The 20,993-nt window shown below is 37.0% G+C and carries 20 protein-coding genes; 15 read left to right on the plus strand and 5 right to left on the minus strand.

Annotated elements, in window-relative coordinates; genetic code table 11:
• Positions 1 to 49 precede the first annotated feature (49 nt).
• Positions 50 to 1,255: a GTP-binding protein gene (locus GZH82_RS03195; protein ID WP_162681283.1), complete on the plus strand. Its 1,206-nt coding sequence runs from the start codon at positions 50 to 52 to the stop codon at positions 1,253 to 1,255.
• Between the two features lie 26 nt (positions 1,256 to 1,281).
• Here the strand turns inward: GZH82_RS03195 and gltS are convergent, their stop codons facing one another.
• Positions 1,282 to 2,493 carry a sodium/glutamate symporter gene (gene gltS / locus GZH82_RS03200; protein WP_162681284.1) on the minus strand — a complete coding sequence of 404 codons (1,212 nt, stop codon included), beginning with the start codon at positions 2,491 to 2,493 and terminating at the stop codon, positions 1,282 to 1,284.
• 220 nt (positions 2,494 to 2,713) lie between these two features.
• The gene (locus tag GZH82_RS03205; RefSeq protein ID WP_162681285.1) at positions 2,714 to 3,538 is read right to left on the minus strand and encodes an AraC family transcriptional regulator; all 825 of its coding nucleotides are present in this window, start codon (positions 3,536 to 3,538) and stop codon (positions 2,714 to 2,716) included.
• A 134-nt stretch (positions 3,539 to 3,672) separates the two neighbouring features.
• Here GZH82_RS03205 and GZH82_RS03210 point away from each other — a divergent pair, with 134 nt between their 5' ends.
• The 5 genes from GZH82_RS03210 (at position 3,673) to GZH82_RS03230 (ending at position 7,862) form a co-directional block, all read left to right on the plus strand.
• Positions 3,673 to 4,470 carry a glycoside hydrolase family 2 protein gene (locus GZH82_RS03210; RefSeq protein WP_162681286.1) on the plus strand — a complete coding sequence of 266 codons (798 nt, stop codon included), beginning with the start codon at positions 3,673 to 3,675 and terminating at the stop codon, positions 4,468 to 4,470.
• Between the two features lie 192 nt (positions 4,471 to 4,662).
• Positions 4,663 to 4,983 (plus strand): PadR family transcriptional regulator, encoded by a 321-nt coding sequence (locus GZH82_RS03215; RefSeq protein ID WP_162681287.1) that lies wholly within the window; start codon positions 4,663 to 4,665, stop codon positions 4,981 to 4,983.
• A complete protein-coding gene (locus GZH82_RS03220) occupies positions 4,980 to 5,537 on the plus strand; it encodes an HAAS signaling domain-containing protein (RefSeq protein WP_162681288.1) in 558 nt (185 codons plus the stop codon). The genes GZH82_RS03215 and GZH82_RS03220 overlap by 4 nt, the downstream gene beginning before the upstream one ends.
• Complete coding sequence (locus tag GZH82_RS03225; protein ID WP_162681289.1) at positions 5,534 to 6,349, plus strand: DUF4097 family beta strand repeat-containing protein; 816 nt, start codon at positions 5,534 to 5,536, stop codon at positions 6,347 to 6,349. The genes GZH82_RS03220 and GZH82_RS03225 overlap by 4 nt, the downstream gene beginning before the upstream one ends.
• 172 nt (positions 6,350 to 6,521) lie before the next feature.
• Positions 6,522 to 7,862 carry a Na+/H+ antiporter NhaC family protein gene (locus GZH82_RS03230; protein WP_162681290.1) on the plus strand — a complete coding sequence of 447 codons (1,341 nt, stop codon included), beginning with the start codon at positions 6,522 to 6,524 and terminating at the stop codon, positions 7,860 to 7,862.
• 83 nt (positions 7,863 to 7,945) lie between these two features.
• Here GZH82_RS03230 and GZH82_RS03235 read toward each other — a convergent pair whose 3' ends face one another.
• Complete coding sequence (locus GZH82_RS03235) at positions 7,946 to 8,554, minus strand: DNA-3-methyladenine glycosylase (protein WP_162681291.1); 609 nt, start codon at positions 8,552 to 8,554, stop codon at positions 7,946 to 7,948.
• A gap of 179 nt (positions 8,555 to 8,733) precedes the next feature.
• On the opposite strand from GZH82_RS03235, the gene GZH82_RS03240 reads away from it, so the two are divergent.
• The 5 genes from GZH82_RS03240 (at position 8,734) to GZH82_RS03260 (ending at position 13,389) form a co-directional block, all read left to right on the plus strand.
• Entirely contained in the window at positions 8,734 to 9,420 is a 687-nt protein-coding gene (locus GZH82_RS03240) for a DUF805 domain-containing protein (RefSeq protein WP_162681292.1), read from the plus strand.
• Positions 9,421 to 9,708: 288 nt separating this feature from the next.
• Positions 9,709 to 10,608 carry an ABC transporter ATP-binding protein gene (locus GZH82_RS03245; RefSeq protein WP_162681293.1) on the plus strand — a complete coding sequence of 300 codons (900 nt, stop codon included), beginning with the start codon at positions 9,709 to 9,711 and terminating at the stop codon, positions 10,606 to 10,608.
• On the plus strand, positions 10,601 to 11,845 hold the full coding sequence (locus tag GZH82_RS03250; protein WP_162681294.1) for an ABC transporter permease: 1,245 nt from the start codon (positions 10,601 to 10,603) through the stop codon (positions 11,843 to 11,845). Before GZH82_RS03245 ends, GZH82_RS03250 begins: the two co-directional genes overlap by 8 nt.
• 151 nt (positions 11,846 to 11,996) lie before the next feature.
• Positions 11,997 to 12,329: a YnfA family protein gene (locus tag GZH82_RS03255; protein WP_096542624.1), complete on the plus strand. Its 333-nt coding sequence runs from the start codon at positions 11,997 to 11,999 to the stop codon at positions 12,327 to 12,329.
• 34 nt (positions 12,330 to 12,363) lie between these two features.
• Positions 12,364 to 13,389: an aldose epimerase family protein gene (locus GZH82_RS03260; protein ID WP_162681295.1), complete on the plus strand. Its 1,026-nt coding sequence runs from the start codon at positions 12,364 to 12,366 to the stop codon at positions 13,387 to 13,389.
• A 153-nt stretch (positions 13,390 to 13,542) separates the two neighbouring features.
• Here GZH82_RS03260 and GZH82_RS03265 read toward each other — a convergent pair whose 3' ends face one another.
• Positions 13,543 to 14,190 (minus strand): MOSC domain-containing protein, encoded by a 648-nt coding sequence (locus GZH82_RS03265; RefSeq protein WP_162681296.1) that lies wholly within the window; start codon positions 14,188 to 14,190, stop codon positions 13,543 to 13,545.
• Positions 14,191 to 14,315: 125 nt separating this feature from the next.
• Between GZH82_RS03265 and rpiA the strand changes: the two genes are divergently transcribed.
• The 3 genes from rpiA (at position 14,316) to GZH82_RS03280 (ending at position 18,473) form a co-directional block, all read left to right on the plus strand.
• Positions 14,316 to 15,011, plus strand: a complete 696-nt coding sequence (gene rpiA / locus GZH82_RS03270) for a ribose 5-phosphate isomerase A (protein ID WP_162681297.1) — start codon at positions 14,316 to 14,318, stop codon at positions 15,009 to 15,011.
• 265 nt (positions 15,012 to 15,276) lie between these two features.
• Positions 15,277 to 16,476: an IS110 family RNA-guided transposase gene (locus tag GZH82_RS03275; RefSeq protein WP_343236276.1), complete on the plus strand. Its 1,200-nt coding sequence runs from the start codon at positions 15,277 to 15,279 to the stop codon at positions 16,474 to 16,476.
• 272 nt (positions 16,477 to 16,748) lie between these two features.
• Positions 16,749 to 18,473, plus strand: a complete 1,725-nt coding sequence (locus GZH82_RS03280; protein ID WP_162681298.1) for an IS1182 family transposase — start codon at positions 16,749 to 16,751, stop codon at positions 18,471 to 18,473.
• 13 nt (positions 18,474 to 18,486) lie between these two features.
• On the opposite strand, the gene hutG is transcribed toward GZH82_RS03280, so the two are convergent.
• Complete coding sequence (hutG, locus tag GZH82_RS03285) at positions 18,487 to 19,416, minus strand: formimidoylglutamase (protein WP_162681299.1); 930 nt, start codon at positions 19,414 to 19,416, stop codon at positions 18,487 to 18,489.
• A gap of 429 nt (positions 19,417 to 19,845) precedes the next feature.
• Here hutG and sdpC point away from each other — a divergent pair, with 429 nt between their 5' ends.
• A complete protein-coding gene (sdpC, locus tag GZH82_RS03290) occupies positions 19,846 to 20,730 on the plus strand; it encodes a peptidoglycan release complex CPBP-like subunit SdpC (protein ID WP_162681300.1) in 885 nt (294 codons plus the stop codon).
• Positions 20,731 to 20,993: the final 263 nt, after the last annotated feature.

Consider the following 20,993-nt stretch of genomic DNA (forward strand, 5'->3'; position numbering starts at 1 on the left):
CTGTAAAACGTAATTATTACGATTTTTAACGAGATGAGGAGGGCTATATATGGGGAAAATCCCAGTAACGGTACTAAGTGGGTATTTAGGATCAGGTAAGACGACTTTACTGAATCATATTTTAAACAATCGCGAGGGAAGAAGAATTGCTGTCATTGTGAATGATATGAGTGAGGTGAATATTGATAAAGATCTTGTCGCTGAAGGAGGGGGCCTTTCGCGTACAGATGAAAAACTAGTTGAACTTTCTAATGGCTGTATTTGTTGTACATTGCGCGATGATTTATTAAAAGAGGTTGAACGTATCGTCAAGCGTGGTGGCATTGATCAAATCGTTATTGAATCGACAGGAATTTCTGAACCAGTTCCTGTAGCGCAAACATTTTCTTACGTGGACGAAGCGCTAGGTATTGATTTAACAGAGATTTGTCGTCTCGATACGATGGTGACAGTTGTCGATGCAAACCGATTTATTAAAGACTATCAATCTGGAGACATGCTGTTAGATCGAGATCAAGCGGTCGGTGAAGATGACGAACGTACGATTGCAGATTTACTCATTGATCAAATCGAATTTTGCGATGTGCTCATATTGAATAAAATCGACTTAGTGAGTGAAGAAGAGGCGAATCGTTTAGAAGCGATGTTGCGTAAGTTACAACCGACTGCGAAATTTATACGCACGGTCAATGCAGCAGTCAACATTGATGAAGTATTAGAGACTGGACGCTTTAATTTTGAAGCGTCGAGTCAATCAGCAGGGTGGTTGAAAGAACTTGAAGCAGGTGGTCATGCCACACATACACCTGAAACTGAAGAATATGGCATTTCGTCATTTGTGTATCGCCGACGTTTGCCATTTCACGCAGAACGCTTCAATACTTTTCTTGAAAATATGTCTGAATCCATTGTGCGTGCGAAAGGAATCGCTTGGTTAGCACAATATAACAATGTCGCATGCCTCGTTTCTCAAGCAGGAACAGCTGTGGATATTCATCCTGTGACATTTTGGGTAGCAAGCATGCCAAAAGCTGAACGTGCAGCGATTTTACAAGAAAGACCTGATGTGCGTGCAGATTGGGATCCTGAATATGGTGATCGTCATACACAACTCGTCATTATTGGAATTGATTTAGATGAAGCGGCAATTACTGCACAATTAGATGAGTGTTTATTGAATAGTCAAGAAATTGATGCGGATTGGTCACAGTTTTCTGAGCCGTATGGATGGGAAATTCAACGCCAAGAAGCATAAAAAAAGAGGTGCGCGCACCTCTTTTTTTATGGTTTAAATATGTTAATGAATGTCGTAATAATCGGTACACCGAGTAAATCAACTAAGAATGCGCCAACAATTGGAACGACCAAATATGCACGTGGTGAGTTACCAAACTTTTTCGTAATGGCATCTAAATTGGCCATCGCATTCGGTGTTGCACCAAGTCCATGTCCAATGAAACCACCAATCATCACGGCTGCATCATAGTTTTTACCGAGCAAACGGAATACGACGAAAATTGAGAAAAGTGAAACGAAAATAATTTGACAAATAACGATAACAATCAGTGGTAATGCCAAATTGTATACTTCCGTTAATTTAATACTCATTAACGCAATCGATAAGAAAATACTTAATGAAATATCGCCAATTTGATTTGTTAGTTTTAAGTCGATTAAGTTTAGATTTGCAAATTCTGAAATATTACGAATAATCACCGCAATAAACATTGAAGCAACATATAATGGAATATTAATTCCTGACCAATCACTGAATAATTGACCTAAATATGTGCCAAGTCCCATACAGAACAAAATGACTGTCGCTTGAATAAAGAATACTTCATTTACAGTAAAGTTTTTATGTAGACGACGGTTTATCTCTACATTTGAATAGTCTTTTTGAATCGTTTCTGCATTACTTGGTGCTAAGTCATGTTTTTTAATTAAGTAACGTACTACTGGACCACCTAATAGGCCACCCGCTACAAGACCTAACGTCGCTGCTGCAAGTGCGGCTGTCACAGCTGAATCAATGCCGTAATTTTGAATCGTTTGACCGTATGCTGCTGCATTTCCGTGCCCGCCCTCCATTGACATGGCACCCGCTGTTAAACCTAATAACGGATCAATGTTTAACACTTTTGCCATTGAAACACCAATGACGTTTTGGAATGTTGCTAACACACCACAGAGAACCCAGTAGACAATTAACACTTTGCCACCGAGTTTTAATAATTTAAATGATGCCCCTAAACCAATTGTCGTGAAAAAGGCTAACATAAAAAAGTTTTGGAAAAATTTGCTATCAATTTTGATGTGTAATACCCCAGTAGAAGTTAATATGGCAGAGATAATCGCAAAAATGAGTCCACCTATGACGGGAGATGGAATACTGAGCCGATTAAATATTTCTACTTTATTTACAATAGCTTGCCCCACAATTAATAATAGACAGGCAAGAAACAATGTTGTAATACTGTTAAGCTCTAACATTGTTATACTCCTCCCTTTGAGTTAGTAAAATAGAAAGGGCTTTCAATCCCATACTAAACTATTGTACTTTTTTTAAAGACAAAAATCTATATAAAAATCAAATTGAGTGTGATTGTTCGAAATTAGTGGATATATGCTTTTAATATAGTCAGTAGTTGATAATTGGGTTGTATCACCATTTTTGAGTGTTCAGCATACTTTCAATTCATTAATGATCTCTTTACTGATGTTCTTCGCGATATTGGGTCGCCGTGACACCAAAATGTTTTTTAAATGCTCTCGAGAATAACAACGGGTCTTTATAACCGACACGATCTGCAATTTCTTGGCTTTGCAAATCCGTTTCCTTGAATAATTGTGATGCGTAATACATCCGAATATGAATTAAATAATGTTGTGGGGATTGATCGATGTGCTTTTTGAACATTTTATACAGGTAACTACGGCTGACATTGACGTGCTTGGCAACATCATTAATCGAAATCGCATGCATATAATTGTCATTAATATAACGAATCGCTTCTCTGACGTTAGAATATTTTTCATTTTTAACGACATGAAACGGTTTGGGAAAATGTTGATGTAGCTTATACAGGAGTTCGTATAAATCACGCATATGTAGAATATCATCAGAGTTTTCTGTGGCGTATTCAATGGAACGATGACACATCCGATAAATGATTTGGCGAATTGCGTTCGTTTGTTGATTTTGAATGACGCGTGTTTCATATAAAGACGTACGATTTAAATAATCAAAAACGAGTTTCCCGCTAAAACCAACCCAATAATACGTCCACGGTTCGTCCAAAGTTGATTCATAGTGCACTTTCATGCCACGACAAAGTAAGAAGAGGTCACCCGGTTTCAATGTATACTTTTTTTGATTATATGTCAGCGTGCCCGTCCCAGACATGACGACATGGAGCACAGCTGGCTTGGTCACCTCATATTGATAACCCCCTTGAGGCGTTCCGATTTCAATGCCACATTCATCAATATTGGCTTCAAATTGATTCTTTTTATACATTTTCCAGAGTAATTGCATTTATCCCACCCCACAAACTTTATATATGGAAACATTTTAACATATACAGTGACGATTGGTATATATTCTCTTAAGGTCTAAAGTGTTAAATTAAAAGCACAAAAAAATATATATTTTAATACTGGGGTGATGAGATGAACCAGCATTTGAAAAAGATAGAAATGCGAATTAATCAATATCAATTAACGAAAAGAACGCGTTATATTCCGTACATGAGTCATCATGTATTTGCGATACCATATATCAAATTTTTAAGTCATGCGGTAACACCTTTAAATCAACAATGGCACTATCAAGCTGAAAATGGCTTCAGGAATCCATTAACGGATAAAGATGAAACGTCGTATTTGCACTACGTACGTTCTTTTATGATTGAAGATTTTGATACCAGTAAAGATTATCATTTAAATGTTGAAGGGGTACAGCAACCTTTTATGATTTATATGAATCAAAGTTATGTTGGCACGGTAAATGGCAATGAAGGGCATATCGAGTTTGATATGACACATGCTGTTAATGGAGCAATGAATGAGATTGAACTGGTGCCAACAGAAACGACGACCGAAGCGATGATGTCGCAACAACAAAATCCATTTCAAGATATGTATGTACTCGAAAGGGCAAACGATCGTATTGTAAACTATTCAGTTAATGTGAGTCAAAATACACGTGGTGATATCAGTGTGCGTATTCAAATTCAAGATATCGAGGGTGCCCCGTTAATCAGCTATTTATTACAAAACGAACAGCACGTCACATTCGCCAAAGGGTTAATGGACATCGATAGCAGTTACCATTTAGTCATTCCAGCACATTTAGTAGAACAACAAGGGAAACATTTTACATTGTTTTTAGAGACCGAAGATGAAACGATTGCACATTATATTGACTCAAACGGTGAACATGAGCCGATCAATGTTAAAACAGTTTAAATAAAGTATCATTTGAAAGCGTATCGAGGTGATGAAAGCCTGGTACGCATTTTTTTTGCTTTTGAGTAGAGGCAAACAGACGTACCAAAGAATTTAACATAGTACCTTGCAATGTATAATAGTGTGTGCTATTTTATATTTGAGTATTATACATTGATTAGTACTGATTAATGTATTCATGGAGGTGCAACAATGAACATCCAATTCAAAAAAGGTGCGTTAGAGATGATTGTACTGTTGATTATTAAAAAGGAGCCCCAGTATGGCTACTCACTCGTACAAAATATTTCTAAGCATATGATGATTGCTGAAGGTACGGTTTATCCGTTGTTACGTCGGCTTGTTAAAGAAAGCTGTTTGACGACGTATTACGAACCCTCAACTGAAGGACCTGCGCGTAAATATTATGAACTCACACCTGAAGGAAATCAACGGTTACAACAATTGAAATCAGAATGGCATGAATTTGTCAGTATCGTGAAAATTTTTATCGAGGAGAGTGAATGCGAATGACAAAAGCAGAATATTTGAATACCCTTTATCAATACTTAAAGGGCATGTCAGAATCAGAAAAGCGAGACATTGTGGCTGAATATGAAAATCATTTTATTGAAGGATTACGTGATGGTAAATCTGAACAAGAAATCATTGGGATGTTAGGTGCACCGAAAGAGATGGCACGTGCTATAAATGCAGAAAGTGCTGTGAATCATGCTGAAGAGAGTCAGAAAACATCGAATATCACACAAGCCCTTGTCACTGTCATAGGACTCAGTGTACTGAATTTTATATTAATTACAGGTCCATTGATGATCGTCCTCGGTATCCTTTTAAGTATCGTCCTGACGAGCATTGCCTTTCTGATGACACCATTCGCCTTAGTTTTTAAATATTACGCTTTATCCGAAGCCATCCTCATTGAAGATGTGTTTGCGGTTGTCGGTTGGTTCGGATTGGGGCTAATTATGATTGTGTTATTATTTTTTATCCTCAAATGGAGCTATATCGGATTTGTAAAATATTTAAAATGGAACGTTAAACTGGTGAAAAGAGGTGTAAGTGCATGAAACGTGCATTGTTCTTTGTGTTTTTAATCGGTTGTGTGATGTTTGTAGTCGGACTTGCTGGCACAGTTTATTACACATTTTTTCATGACCAACTCGACCATGAGCCCACACAAAAAACTTATGAGACGGATGGGATAAAAAAGTTAGCGCTAGATATTAAAGACAGAGATGTGACTTTTGTCAAAGGCGATACATTGAAAATTAAAGGTGACATATCAGATGAAGACCACCTAAAAGCTGTGAAAAACGGGAATCAAATGAACGTATCGATTTCCAGTGATAGACGTCAAGCAATCTCAATTCATCTCAATCCGTTTCGTCTTTTAGATAGAAAGAAACTTATCATTACTATACCTACTTCACAAATTGATCAAGTGACGTTGAATGGGACAGATACAAATATGACTGTAGATGCACTGGAACTAACGAGTTTAACTTTGAATTTAACGAGAGCAGTTTTGTATGTTGATGACAGCCATATTCAACAATTCGATACGACAATGAATTACGGCACTTTGTATACTGAACATACTGACTTTAAAAAGGTGACTGCTAAAGTAGATGCTAGTGATGTCACTTTAGGAGATGCGCCACAAGATATTCCGATGTCTTGGGAGATTAATAATGGTACTGTGGATGTCACATACAAAGGTCAACTTTCGAACACGGCATTTCATATAGACGGGGACGAAGGAGAGGTCGACTTAGAAGGTGTTGAAGGATTGAACAGTAATAAAGTGGGCCGTGGTGATTATAAAGTCGATATTAAAGTTGAAAATTACGGTGATGCCACATTTACAGCGTATGACTAAAGGTGTTTATTCACTGTAAAAGATGAAGCGGTATGATTTCTTTTATAGTAAAAAGCAGATGACTAAGCATAAAAAACGTATCTATTCATAAAAAAATAATACGCGAAACTTGTCAAAGTGATATAAAAGTGTATAATCCTTATCATGATAATAAGATATTGAGGGGAAAGACATGTCTAAAGAATTAAGAAGTCAAAAACAATATGGTGCACTCGCGCTATTACCATTAGTCATCTTTTTAGTATTATACATTGGTGTGGGGCTCGTCTTTACAATGCTCGGCACAAAAGATGCGTTTCAACTATTACCGCGACATGTAGCGATTTTTATTGCGATTGTCATTGCATGGACGTGCTACGATCGTAAAACACCAATCACGCAAAAAGTTAAAATATTTACGGAAAATGCAGGTGCTTCAGGTATTGCAGAACTTGGACTGATTTTACTATTGGCAGGTGGTTTTGCCAGCGCGGCGTCAGCAATGGGTGGTCAAGAAGCGATGGTCAACTTGGGGCTATCTATTATTCCACCAAATTTGTTGATTCCTGGTATTTTTGTGATGAGTGCTTTCGTAGCAACATCAATAGGGACATCAACAGGAACACAAGCCGCTTTTATTCCTATTGGGGTTGCTGTTGCTCAAGCGGCAGACTTAAATGTAGCGGCTGCTGCAGCTGCAGTAATTGCAGGGGCTTACTTTGGTGATAACTTATCTATTATTTCTGATACGACGATTGCAGCAACAACAGGTGTAGGTGCGAAGATGAAAGACAAGTTTAAAGCGAATTTTCTTATCGCACTTCCTGCAGCGATAATCACTTTTATTATTTATGCCGTTGTTGGTGGGACAGGGCATATTAAAGGTGATTTAAGTTTTAATTTTATTGATGTGATTCCATATTTATTTGTACTCATTGCGGCTATTGCTGGGATGAACGTCATGCTCGTGTTAATTTCAGGGACGGTTTTAACTGGTATTATTGGTGTCGCACGAGGGAATATTGGGGTCTTTGAATGGACTTCTAAAATTGGAGAAGGAATGGAAAGCACGTTCTCTATATTCCTTATCGCTTTCTTAATTTCAGGTTTAGTCGCTTTAATTCGATACTATGGCGGTATTGACTGGATTGTAGAAACGATGAAAAAACGTGCAAATGGACCGAAAAGTGCTGAATACGCGATGAGTTTTCTATCGGGTCTGTTGTCTGCGGCTTTAGTGCATAATGTGGTCGCAATTATTATTTCAGCGCCTATCGCTAAAGAACTCGGCCAAATGTATAAAATTGCGCCAAAACGGATGGCCAGCTTGTTAGACATTTTTGCTGCCAGTGCATTGATGGTGTTGCCACATGACAGCGGGATGTTAATGGCTGAACAATTCGGTCATGTATCTTATTTTGAAGTATTGAAGTTTTCATACTATCCACTCATTTTAATTTTATGTGCGGTCATTTCAATTCATATTGGTATGTTTAGAAAGCAAAAAAACAATACTGTCGATGAACAAGTATAACGGTGCCATATCGGTGTAATGAGGTGTATAGCAAGAGGCTGGGACATTATGTTTTCCCAGCCTCTTTCCTACTTTTTAAAACTTTACCGCCAAGTTTCCTCAATAGGCCACATCTCACTTTTTCGCCTATGTGATACATAAGGATTCCCTTTAACACTATAACGTAAATGGGCAGCTGTCCAATCGCCTTTATGCGGAATACCGATACGCGGTCCGACTTCGATTTCTCGTGGAAACTTCCGATTTTTCGTATCAATTTTTAAACGCCCTATATTCAACTGACTGCCATCAATAGAACGAGGAATTTGCATCGCAGCGGTTAACTTTCCAGGTCCATTCGTTAACGCATAACCTTGTCGACCTCGATTATGCTGCATCATTTCAATACCTGCTTCAGGTTGAATGGCACGAATGAGCACACCTTCTGGAATGCCTTTTTCTTGTGTAACAAAATTGATGAGCAAGTGACGGTGCATGACATGTGCATAAATTGTTCCGCCCTGTTGATAGAGTGATTCTACTTTCGGTGTGCGACGTCCTTGATAACCATGTGCAGCCTGATCTTTGAAACCTAAATATGCTTCTGTTTCGACAATATAGCCACTATAGGTCATTTCTGGTGTTTCATAAATCAATTGAACTCCAAGTAAGTTTTGAGCGGTTTGAATCGTCGGTGGATGAATAAAATCCATAGTCGCCTCCGTTTAATTTAAGTATATGTTGCTATTTTACAGGAAATCTCTATTACATTCCACACACGTCATACGATGTAACTTGACGGAAAAACGATATAAAAATTATTTATATAGTATAGCAATAAAAATTGAGTATGGTAGACTAGAAGAGAAATACAACTTATTTAAGGAGGTCATTGAATTTGGAGACACCTAAAGTAGGATTTGTTGAAGCTTTTAAATTATTTTGGACAAACTATGTTAATTTTAAAGGGAGAAGTCGTCGGAGTGAGTATTGGTGGGTGATGTTATGGCACGTCATCATCATCGTCCCAGCGTTCATATTAGGCGTTATTTTATTATTCGTTCCAATTTTAGGTTGGATTATTTCAGTCATTTTGTTTATCGCGATTGGTTTATATTCACTCGCAACAATTATTCCGAATCTTGCATTAACAGTGAGACGGTTTCATGATGTCGGTTTTTCTATGCTGATTCCGATTTTATCGTTCATTGTAGGTATTATTTACAATATCGCCAGTGCTTTCACACAGCAAGATACGTTATTCCAAGATGAATCGACATCGACTAAAGTGAGTATTGTGAGTGAATTTGCATTTATTCCGGACTGGATTGCATACACGTTAATGGCGATCAGTATCATTTTAAGCTTAGTGACGTTTATTGTTTGTTTATTGGATAGTAAAGAACAAGACAATCAATACGGACCATCACCGAAATACGGTCGTCAATATGTAGGTCATCATCGAGATAATGGCGGTATGGCGTATCAACATGATAATCGCAATGACACAATGACGCAACAAGATGAACTACGGGATATTGAAGAAACGGAAAAGAAAGACGATCCATATCGTTATTAATAAACGCAGTATAAAGACTTTTGCAGTAATGATGCTGTAAAAGTCTTTTATTATATCGACGCATCCAATAAATAGTAAAAATTCATGATTAACTCGTCATATCGGTAATGGTTATGATGAGCGCGGAGATTCATTTAAAAGGGTAGGATTTTGAGTTATACATCCGTAGCTCTATTGGTTATATCGAGGTTTTGTAATTTAAATACGTCATTTTGACAAATATACTTGTCATTTTGTTGTGAATAAGATATATTCAATGTAAGCGTAAAAAAGAAGGAGTGTGCAGCGATGTCATTGAAAATTGAGCAAGTCACGAAGAAATTTGGTCAATTTACCGCAGTGAATCAGATTTCTTTTGAACTTGAAAAAGGGAAAATGTTAGGATTTTTAGGACGCAATGGGGCTGGTAAAACAACGACATTCCGTATGATTTTAGGATTGTCTGAGCCGACTGAAGGACGTATTACATATAACGGCCGCGTGATTGACCACACGATGTACGATCATATCGGCTATTTACCAGAAGAACGTGGTTTACATCCGAAATTGACAGTTACACAAGAGCTGACGTATTTAGCGACATTAAAAGGAATGGACAAAGCCGCGATTCGTAAGGCGATTGATTATTGGTTGGAACGCTTTAAAATTACTGAAAATCGCGATAAAAAAATTGAAGCACTTTCAAAAGGGAATCAACAAAAAGTGCAATTGTTGGCGAGTATGTTGCATGAACCTGAACTGTTGATTTTAGACGAACCATTTAGTGGACTCGATCCAGTGAACGTCGAGTTGTTGAAGCAAGCGGTGAAAGATTTGAATGCGCAAGGGACAACAATCATTTTTAGTTCGCACCGTATGGAACATATTGAAGAACTTTGTGATGCGGTGTGCATTTTAAATCGTGGTGAGATGGTCGTTCAAGGTGACATTCCATCTGTTAAAGAAAGTGTCGGCTATAAACGTGTCGTTGTGGATGCACCGTATGATTTATCAGAAGTGGCGTCGTTACCAGGTGTATTACATCATAAAGTCGTTAAAACAGAAAACTTCTTCACAGTGTCGGACGAAGCGGTGGCAGAAGCTATCTTTGAAGTTGTACAACAAAAAGGGTACGCGAAGAGATTTCAATTGATGGAACCGACCATGAATGAAATCTTTATCGAGAAAGTAGGTGATTTAGATGCGTAAGTTTGCTGCTACATTTAAATTGACGTATTTTAAAAAGTTAAAAGCAAGATCGTTTATTGTCTCAACCGTGATGATGATGTTGATTATTACAGGCGCAGCGAATTTCGATAAAATTATAAAGCTATTTGATGGTGGCAGTGAAAATGTCGCGATTGTGACGCAAGATACGGCATTGTACCAACAAGTAAAAGGGCAATTGTCGGCCATTAATAAAGATGTTCATTATGAAAAACTGTCAGAAAATGAGGCTAAAAAGCAGCTTAAGCAGGAAGAGATTGACCAGGCGTATGTGATTCATGAGGATAAGCAACATGCATTAACAGGTACGATTTTAAGTACATCGTCACCTTCTGACAATGATAAAGGGACATTACAAGCCGTATTGACGCAACTTCAAACGCAAAAAATCGCACAAGATCTCGGCTTACAAGGGCGTGACTTACAAAGATTACAAAGTCAAAGTCAAATCGACAATACGATTATTCAAAAATCAGGGCATGAAAATAGTAGTGCGTCTGAGGATGAGCAAGATTTCGCGAAAATTATTACGATGATAGGCACATTTTTAATGTTCTTTATCGTCTTTAACTATGCCCAACAAATCGCTACAGAAGTGGCTACAGAAAAAACGTCACGTGTATCAGAAATGATTATTACAAGTGTGAAACCGACGACACATATTATGGCAAAAATTGCAGGGGTATTAGCACTGGCATTCACACAAATCGTCATTTTAGTCCTAACTTTTGTCGCGAATTACTTTATTTTTGATTTGAAATCGATGTTCGGTTCAGTGAATTTATCGCTCACGCCACATCTGACAAGATTGATCGTTTTCGGTGTCATTTTCTTAATTTTGGGCATTTTAAGTTATGTTATTTTAGCAGCGATACTCGGTAATTTAACTGCCCGTATTGAAGATTTAGCACAATCGTTAATGCCGATGACGTTCTTGATTATGGCAGCATTCTATGCAGGCTATTTTGGCTCATTCAATCCGGACAATGTTTTTATTAACATTATGAGTTATGTGCCGTTCTTTTCGCCATTCGTGACTTTTTCAAGATTAGCGTTAACGACGACACCAACGTTTGAAGCGATTATTACAGTGATTATCCATGTTCTGCTCATCGGTGTATTACTCTTCCTTGCAGCGAAATCATATAAAAATGCAGTATTATCGTTTGAAAAAGGTTGGAAAAATGTATTAAAGCGCGCGTTTCAACGTGAACAGTAAAATTTGAAGTGATGAAAGACTATCGATGCAGCTTGTGTCGGTAGTCTTTTCAATGGCTTGAAATAGGGTTTGCGTGACACAATAAGAAATTATTACCCACTTGTTTGTCGGAAACTGATACAATAGAGTAAAAGTAATATGAGGTGAAGATGTGAACTTTTTATATTCCACAGCAATTTTTATCATAGCGGGGTTGTGTGAAATTGGCGGTGGGTATCTCATATGGCTATGGCTACGTGCGGATCGTCCATTTTGGCTTGGATGGATAGGGGGCATCGTATTGATTTTATACGGTATCGTTGCGACCTTCCAATCATTTCCTACTTTTGGACGTGTGTATGCAGCTTATGGCGGCGTTTTTATTGTCATGAGTCTATTATGGGCGTATTGGATTGATAAAGAGCCACCAGATAAATTTGATATCATCGGCGGCGTGGTTTGTATCATAGGGGTTTTAATCATGGTGCTGCCGGCAAGAGGGTAAACCTTGGGAGAGCGTAAAGGAGTAAAGAATCGCAATGAATATTAACATTGAACAACAATCTAACGGAATTGAACTCATTAAGATTGAAAATAAGGAAAGTAAAATTGTTTTCATGAATTATGGTGCGCGCATTGTAAGTTGGAAAATTGGAGATAATAATATTGTACTTGGAAATGAAGTGGAAGCGGATGAATTTTATCCACACAATCCATTTTATTTCGGTGCAACGGTCGGACGTTTTGGGGGACGTATTGCGAAAGGTCAATTTGAATTAAATGGTCAAACGTATCAATTAGAACAAAATGATGGTGATAATCATTTACATGGCGGATTACAAGGACTATCTGATCGCTTATTTGATTATGAAATCACTGAAAACGAAACAGAAGAAAATGTGCAAGTTCATTTTATGACAACAGTGAAGCAAGATGAAGATCATTACCCGGGAAATATAGATATTAAAGTCGTCTTTACGTATGATGCTTCGAAAACGTGGACAGTGGAATATTTTGCGGAGTCTGATGCGGATACATTGTTCAACCCAATGAACCACGTTTACTTTAATTTGAATCGTGACAACAAAGTCGTGGATAATCACGTCATTGCAAGTGAAAAATTACAGATGTTTCCGTTAGACGCGTCAGGCATGCCAGTGTTAGAGCCGATTGACTTAGCAGTGACAATGGGCAGTCATGAAATTGAACTTGCGACATTATTCGATACCGAAGATGCCCATATTCAAAAACAAGTCACAACACGCGGTGGACTCGATCATCCGTTTGAAGTGAAGGATGGCAAGATGACAATTTCAAACCGTGATTTAGTATTACATGTTGAGACGGATACACCACAAATTGTGATGTACACATTAAATGATTCTGAAGATTGGAAAAGTCGTATGAATATTTTTAAACCACATTCGGGAATTACTGTAGAAACACAAAGTGTACCGAACGATATTAATCTTTTCGGAGCATCTGCATATTCAGTGTTAAAAGCGCATACACCTTTTTACTCTAAAACAAGTTATCAAGTGGAATTAAAGCCAAAAGACGCATAATCACACTTAAAACATCAATAAAAGAACAAGCTATCCATCATAGACAGCTTGTTCTTTTTTTACTCATTTTTACCTGCCTCTATGGAATGTGCAAACGACAAAGTCTCACTTTCGCCTTAAAAAGTGAAGCAACCGAGCCCATTCAATCAAACGTTACTGATTTAACATTTTTTCTAAAACACTTTTTCGTTTTTCTGTGAGATATGGGTTGTTGAGTGCAGATGCAATACGTTCTTTGTTTTTTCTGTCATTGTAATAAATGTCATTCAATTCTTGCACAGATAAACGAGTTGATTCAGGTGCATGTTTGACTAACGATAAATGACTATTTGGAGAAACGAAACCTTCTTTAATCACACGGAAATAACAGCCAGTTTTCCCTGATTTCGACATGTCTTTAACGAGTCTAGGGTAGCCATATTTGTTTTGAAGTTTCCAACAAGGCTCGCGTATTTCTGACACTTCGATAATCGCTTCACCTAAACGATATTGATCACCGAAAAAGAGTTCAGTTTCATCAATAGCATATACAGTAATGTTCTCACCAAATAGCGCTGAATCAGGTAAGGGGTGAATCACGTCTTGCCACATTGCATAGTTCGATTTACTGTATAAACAAACCGCTTTGTCGGGACCTCCATGATCTTTGTACTCTTGCTCGTCTTCTACAAATCCAGTCCGAGAAAGCCACATTTTTTCTTGAATGGGCTTTTTATTCAAAGCACTTTCCATAGGACGTCTGTCTTCGTATTGCAATGATTCGATTTTGCCAGTCGATATCGCATAAATTGCATAATTCATTGAAATCACCCTCCATCCTTATCTTACTGTAATTTTAGCGTAATTTGTTGCGTTCGTCATGGTTTTTCGGCGTAAATGTTGTACAATAATGTTAATATAATAAGTCATAATGAAGGAGTGGGCTCATGAGTAATAAACAACTTAAACTAATGACGCTAGATGAAGCTGTCAGTCGTATTAAAGACGGCATGACGGTTGGGATTGGTACAGGCAGTACAGTAGAGTTACTTGTGCCTAAAATTGCGGAATTGATTCATGAAAAGGGGTACCAATTGATTGGCGTGTGCACATCAGAACGCACGGAAAATCAAGCGAAATCATTGAACATTCCGATTGCACATATTAACGACGTACAACATATTGATATCGCGATAGATGGTGCTGACGAAATCGATCCAAAACTAAACTTGATAAAAGGTGGAGGCGGTGCACTGTTCCGTGAAAAAGTCGTGGACACTTTTGCTGACCGATTTATCGTCATTGCCGACCAATCGAAACGAGTTGATTATTTAGGTCAAACTTTTAAATTGCCAGTTGAAGTAGACCGCTTTAATTGGAAACAAGTGGCACAGTTCATCGAAAAAGAATATGATATTGAAGTGACACGTCGAATGGTGGAACATACGCCGTTTATTACAGATAACGGCAACTATATTTTAGATTGTGCTTTGAATCGAGAAATTGATCCGTATCAGGTGCATGAGTTTTTAATTCATCTTGTCGGTGTATTGGAGACGGGGTACTTTTTAGATACAGTAGAAGAAGCTATTGTAGGGACTGAACAAGGTGTGAAACTGATAAAGCTGTCAGATATTAAATAAATCATAAGAAAACATACTAAGATTAGCTGTGAAGAAATTTATGACGATAGATTTCTTCACAGCTATTTTTTATAGTTGTAGAGAGAAGTAGATCGCGCAGTCCCTTGGATCTTTGAATCCGTAATGTAAACTGATCAGCTTTACTCTCCTTTTGAAATTCGATTGAAGTATGTTGGGTTTTAGAAACCGTGTATAGGAAAATGAAATGAAAAAGGCTAAGTAAAGTTAAAATCTTCTCAATTCAATAGAGAAAGGTATGATTTTTATTAACTGTTTAGGTATTGATATCAGTAAGTCAGAAAGTGTGGTCGCACATTATAAGGATGAAGTTTTCGTTAAAGAATTGGTCATTCAAAATAATCAAAATGGCTATCGTTATCTTAAAAATGATATCAAGCATCTTGATTCCCTGTTTATCCTCTTTGAATCAACAGGTGTTTATTCAAGAGGTATGAAACACTTTTGTGAAATTCACAAAATAAATTACTTAGAAATGAACCCCCTAGAAGCCAAGTTTAAAACAAATTCGTTAAGATCATGGAAAACAGATAAGTCAGACGCACATAAACTCGCACTTCTTGCCTTTAGAATGAAAGATTCAAAGGTACAACGTCATCCTGAAGAGATCTACTTTGAACTGAGAGAACGTGCGCGCTTTCACTTAGAAATGGAGATCAACCAAAATTGTCTCAAAGTTGAGTTAGTCGAAACACTACATCAAACATTTCCAGGGTTAGAAAAGTTATTTACTAACAGATATTCAAAAATCGCATTAAATATAGCTAAAGCATTTCCTCATCCTGATTATGTAAGTATTTTGACTCATGATGAATTGGTGGAAAAAGTACTTCATTCAACTGATAAAGGCATTTCAATTAAAAAAGCGCACAAGTATGCCAAAAAATTAATTGAAATAAAGAATAATAGTTTTCCGAATGTGCGCAAGTCTTCTTTCCTCCTACAAAAAGTCCAATACTTATGCGACAAACTGCTTATTGGGATAGAAGAAATGAAAGCATTTAATCAGGAAATGATTGATTTAGCTAAAAATACAACTGAGTTTGAAAATATTATTTCAATTCCTGGCATCGGAGAACTCACAGCTACATTGCTTATTGGGGAACTTGGAGATATTAGAGAATTCAAAACAAATAAACAACTGAATGCATTTGTAGGCATTGATATTAAACGTTACCAATCAGGAACTTCAAAGAGTCGAGATACGATTAATAAAAGAGGAAATAAAAAAGCAAGGCGTTTATTGTATTTAATCACTATGAACATTCTTAGGGGAAGAAATCATTATCAAAGCCATATTGTGGATTATTATTATAAATTAAGAGAGCAGCCTCATGGGAAACCCCACAAGACTGCCGTAATAGCGAGTATCAATCGCTTATTAAAGACCATTCACTACTTGATAGTCAATGATAAATTATATGATTATCAGAAAGCACCACACTAACGAAACCACATAATCATATACATCATAACACCTTATTCAAAAAAGTAAAAATTGGACGGTCTAGTTCAGTAATGTCAATTTCACTTATTGAACCCTTGACAAATCGTAGGAATAAGGGGCTGGGACGTAATTCCTGCCCTCTTCGCTAAAAAAGCTCTGATTAGATGTAAAAAAACATTTAATCAGAGCTTTTTTAGATATTATTTAAAAAAATAAAGCACTTCCTGTATAATTATTAATAACGACAAAAATAATAGACAGGGGTGCTTTATATGTATAAAAATTATAACATGTTTCAACTTACACTTCCAATAGAAACTGAGATGTCTTTTCCAGAAAATGATATTGTATTTATTATTAACAAACTTGTAGAATCTATCCCCCAAGAAGCGTTTAATCCATATTATAGCCAAAGAGGTCCTTCATCATACCATCCAAAAATGATGTTAAAAATCATACTTTATAGTTATGCCCATTCTGTTTTTTCAGGACGAAGAATCGAGCATCTGTTAAAAGATAGTTGCCGAATGATGTGGCTTGCGCAAGGTCAAACGCCAACTTATAGAACCATCAATCGCTTTAGAGTGAACCCCCATATGATGGAATTTCTACATATTTTATTTGTCGGTTTAAGAGCACAGTTATTAGAAGATAAACTCATAACAGAGGATGTCATTTATATTGATGGCACAAAAATAGAAGCAAATGCGAATAAGTACACATTCCAGTGGCTGGCTAATACGAAGCGTTTTAGTCAGTCTGTCATTGAAAAATCAACGGCTTTATATGAGCAACTCGTTTCTGAAGAGATTATTCCTGAAATCAAACGTGAATCTGGGCATGAATTAACAAGTGAAGAACTGAATCAAATAGAGACGCATTTAGGTCATAAAAATGATGCGCTCACGTCTGAAATTGAAACGACTCAAGATGTAGAGACAAGAAAAACCCTTAGAAAAGAAAGAAGTAAGGTGAGACAAAGTAAGAAAGCCATCCAAGATTTTAAAGACCGTAAAATCAAATATGACAAGCAAATGGAAATTTATGGTGACAGAAAAAGTTATTCAAAGACCGACCACGATGCGACCTTCATGAGAATGAAAGATGATCATATGAGAAACGGCCAATTGAAACCGGGTTATAACCTACAAATCGCAACCCATAATCAATTCGTTTTAGCTTTTGGTGTTTACAGTTATCCAGGTGATACAAGAACGCTCGAACCATTTTTAAAATCCATCCACAATTTATATGGTGACATTCCAGAGTATATTGTGGCAGATGCGGGTTACGGAAGTGAATACAACTATACCATGATACTCGATGAATTTGAGAAAACACCTTTAATCACTTATAGTATGTATCTCAAAGAGAAGCAGCGCAAATATAAAAACAATCCATTGATTACTGCTAACTGGGAATACCGTGAGATAGATGATTACTATATATGTCCTAACAAAAAGGAATTACATTTCCAAAGTTACAGAAAGAAAAGAGATGGATACGGTATTCAAAGAGATTTTAAATTATATGCATGTGAAGAGTGTGTGGGCTGTCCATTACGAAGTCAATGTATGAAGCAAAGTACGAACCCCAACACAAATAAACGCTTATTTAGAAATTTAACTTGGGACTATTTTAAAGCCTTCACAAATCAACAGCTTTCAGATCCAAAGACGAAACACATTTATCAAAAGAGAAAGATAGATGTTGAATCAACTTTTGGAAATCTGAAGGCTAATTTGGGTTTCCAAAGATTATCGGTTCGCACAAAATCAAAGGTTGAGTGTGAACTTGGCATCGCACTCATGGCAGTAAATATACGAAAACTAGCTAAAATAAGTGCTCGTTTTCGTTCGTTAATAAGAAAAAAGCCGTCAAATTCTAAAAAAATGAATTTTGACGTCTTTTTCTTAAAGGAGCTGAAGGTCTATGTCCCAGCCTTTACTATAGGTATCATCAACGTTACAATCGCGCATAGTATTGAACAACTATGACTTTATCATTTCATTAACAGTGGATGAAATGCCCTAAAAAGTGTGCGGCCAACTTTGCTGTGCGTTGATCGATATCATACTTTGGATTTGTTTCTGCAATACTGATTGAAGTGACTTTGTCAGATTGTAAAATACGGCGACCAAGTTCTAAAACAATGTAAGGTGTGAGCCCAAGAACCGCATTCGCACTGACACCAGGGGCATAAGCACTATCAATGACATCCATACAAATTGTGAATAAAATGACGTCATGTTCATTGATGAAATGATCGAGTTTATCTTTGACTGGCGGACATATTTGACCCATTAATTCTTCTGCAAGGACATATTGTGTATTTGTTTTGTCAGCGTAATCGAACAATGCTTGTGTATTGCTTGTACGTTGAATGCCTAATACGAAATAGTCTAAATGATCATCTTCAGTTAACATTTGATGAAAACTTGTCCCAGATGTAGAATAACCTTCCTGTCGATTGTCAAAATGCGCATCGATGTTAATCACACCAATCGATTGCTCTGGATAAGCTTCACGGACACCGAGATATTGTGCGTACGCAATATCATGCCCTCCTCCTAGTAGAAATGTGCGTTGATGATGACGTAATAATTGTGCGACATATTGACCATATGCTTGTTGAGAGGTGATTAAATCATCGGCCGAGTGTGTCCAGTTGCCATATTCGATAATGTTTAAATCTGTTGAAGCGGGCAAACCGGCAAATGCACTTTTAATCGCATCCGGACCTTCTTTTGCGCCCACACGACCTTTATTCAATCTCACACCCTCATCGATTGCATATCCCAATAACGCAATGTCTCCATTTTGAGGCGCTTCATTTTCAAGATCGACAAATTGAACAGTTTGAAAATGACGAAATGCTTGGCGGTCTGTCTCACTGTCTAGACGACCTGTCCACAACTTTTGATTTGGTTTTTGATACATAAATCGGACCCCTTTCATATTCACTAACATATAGTGATAACCCATGTGTCACTTCCATGCTACTATTTTTAAAACATAAATTCCAAGAAAAAAGTAAGCGCTTTAACCAAGATGGAGAAATGAGGGACTATGATGACTTTCTTGAGCCTTGACATTATCACTTTCGCTTTCTTAACTAAGTTTGGTCGCAATGATATGATTTATTGTATAATTTTTATTCTTGAAAACTTTCAACAAATCATCTCGCTTATATTACAATTCAATGATATTTCACAGCTACTAATTTATTTCTATTCCATAAATGGTTATAATGTACCTTAGATTCTATGACTTGATATTCGTCCAACACACATTAGCAGTACGAACCTTAACTGGACCACCTCATGCATACGAACATTAATAGTGATTGTTTAATATGGAGGATTAATTATGAATCGAACGCGTATCTCTGGCTTTCAGTGGGCATTGACGATTTTTGTGTTTTTTATCTTATCCTATGCAACGCCTATCATATTACAGGATTTTCAAAAAGCGTCGGGATTCAAATCATTTGTATTTTCTTTAAATTCATTGGGCCCATTTATCGCAGCAGTATTATGTATATTAATATTTAAAAATAAAAAAGAACAAGTCGCTGGTTTAAAACTCATAATCAATTTAAAAGTGGTTGAGCGATTGTTAATTGCCTTTACGTTACCACTCGTTATTTTTATGATTGGCATGTATAGTTTTAATACGTATGCCGACAGCTTTATTTTATTACAGTCTAAAGATTTATCCGAAACGATCTGGACGATTTTAATAGGTCATATACTCATGGCATTTTTCATTGAATTTGGATTTCGTTCTTATCTTTTAAACATGGTTGAAACCAAATTACCGCACTTTTTCTCAAATATTGTAGTCAGTGTGTTGTATTTAATTTGGGATGTCAATACGGCTTTCGGTATGCCTTACACGATGTACAGTGCCATTTACGTATTTGCATTTTCGATGATCGCAGGTGAATTAGTGCGTGGTACAGGTGGTCGTTCGATTTACGTGGCAACATTGTTTCATGCAAGTATGACTTTCGCAAAAGTGTTCTTTTTCAGTGAAGAAATTGGGGATGTCTTCTCCATGAAAGTATTGGCTTATTCAACAGCAGGTGTCGCAATTGTCGTTGTTGTATTAGGTTTAATCATGCGATTATTCTCTCCTCGCAAAAAAGGGGAAGACGATGATACACCAATGTTAATGGATACGACGACAGAAGAAGATGAAGCAGAAACTGAGCAAGAAGTTGAAGAAGCACCAACAAAGGAAGAGAAATAGATTTTTGAAGAACACCTCTTAATATAGGGGTGTTTTTTGTTTTGGGTTTATGGCAAAGGTTGTTTCATATACAAAAGAGATGTGGATGATCTTAAAATTGCTACTATCATGCTTCCTTTCCCAGGGCTGAACCTTCAACTCAATTCGGCTTAATTAAAGTGTATACGAGATGGAAGCCGAATTGGATTTTCCGGTTCAGCTGATCCCGAAATTCACCAATACTTCCTTACAAATGTCACAGTAAAATCTAAGGCTCTAGAAAC

This window comes from Staphylococcus sp. MI 10-1553, assembly GCF_010365305.1.
Classification (GTDB): Bacteria; Bacillota; Bacilli; order Staphylococcales; family Staphylococcaceae; genus Staphylococcus.

Bases quoted from the DNA above. Each gene is read 5' to 3' on its own strand.
- hutG (WP_162681299.1), bottom strand. From the start codon at position 19,416: ATGTATCAAAAACCAAATCAAAAGTTGTGGACAGGTCGTCTAGACAGT.
- GZH82_RS03250 (WP_162681294.1), top strand. From the start codon at position 10,601: ATGCGTAAGTTTGCTGCTACATTTAAATTGACGTATTTTAAAAAGTTA.
- GZH82_RS03260 (WP_162681295.1), top strand. From the start codon at position 12,364: ATGAATATTAACATTGAACAACAATCTAACGGAATTGAACTCATTAAG.
- GZH82_RS03235 (WP_162681291.1), bottom strand. From the start codon at position 8,554: ATGGATTTTATTCATCCACCGACGATTCAAACCGCTCAAAACTTACTT.
- gltS (WP_162681284.1), bottom strand. From the start codon at position 2,493: ATGTTAGAGCTTAACAGTATTACAACATTGTTTCTTGCCTGTCTATTA.
- GZH82_RS03245 (WP_162681293.1), top strand. From the start codon at position 9,709: ATGTCATTGAAAATTGAGCAAGTCACGAAGAAATTTGGTCAATTTACC.
- sdpC (WP_162681300.1), top strand. From the start codon at position 19,846: ATGAATCGAACGCGTATCTCTGGCTTTCAGTGGGCATTGACGATTTTT.
- GZH82_RS03280 (WP_162681298.1), top strand. From the start codon at position 16,749: ATGTATAAAAATTATAACATGTTTCAACTTACACTTCCAATAGAAACT.
- rpiA (WP_162681297.1), top strand. From the start codon at position 14,316: ATGAGTAATAAACAACTTAAACTAATGACGCTAGATGAAGCTGTCAGT.
- GZH82_RS03210 (WP_162681286.1), top strand. From the start codon at position 3,673: ATGAACCAGCATTTGAAAAAGATAGAAATGCGAATTAATCAATATCAA.
- GZH82_RS03195 (WP_162681283.1), top strand. From the start codon at position 50: ATGGGGAAAATCCCAGTAACGGTACTAAGTGGGTATTTAGGATCAGGT.
- GZH82_RS03225 (WP_162681289.1), top strand. From the start codon at position 5,534: ATGAAACGTGCATTGTTCTTTGTGTTTTTAATCGGTTGTGTGATGTTT.
- GZH82_RS03230 (WP_162681290.1), top strand. From the start codon at position 6,522: ATGTCTAAAGAATTAAGAAGTCAAAAACAATATGGTGCACTCGCGCTA.
- GZH82_RS03265 (WP_162681296.1), bottom strand. From the start codon at position 14,190: ATGAATTATGCAATTTATGCGATATCGACTGGCAAAATCGAATCATTG.
- GZH82_RS03220 (WP_162681288.1), top strand. From the start codon at position 4,980: ATGACAAAAGCAGAATATTTGAATACCCTTTATCAATACTTAAAGGGC.
- GZH82_RS03205 (WP_162681285.1), bottom strand. From the start codon at position 3,538: ATGCAATTACTCTGGAAAATGTATAAAAAGAATCAATTTGAAGCCAAT.
- GZH82_RS03215 (WP_162681287.1), top strand. From the start codon at position 4,663: ATGAACATCCAATTCAAAAAAGGTGCGTTAGAGATGATTGTACTGTTG.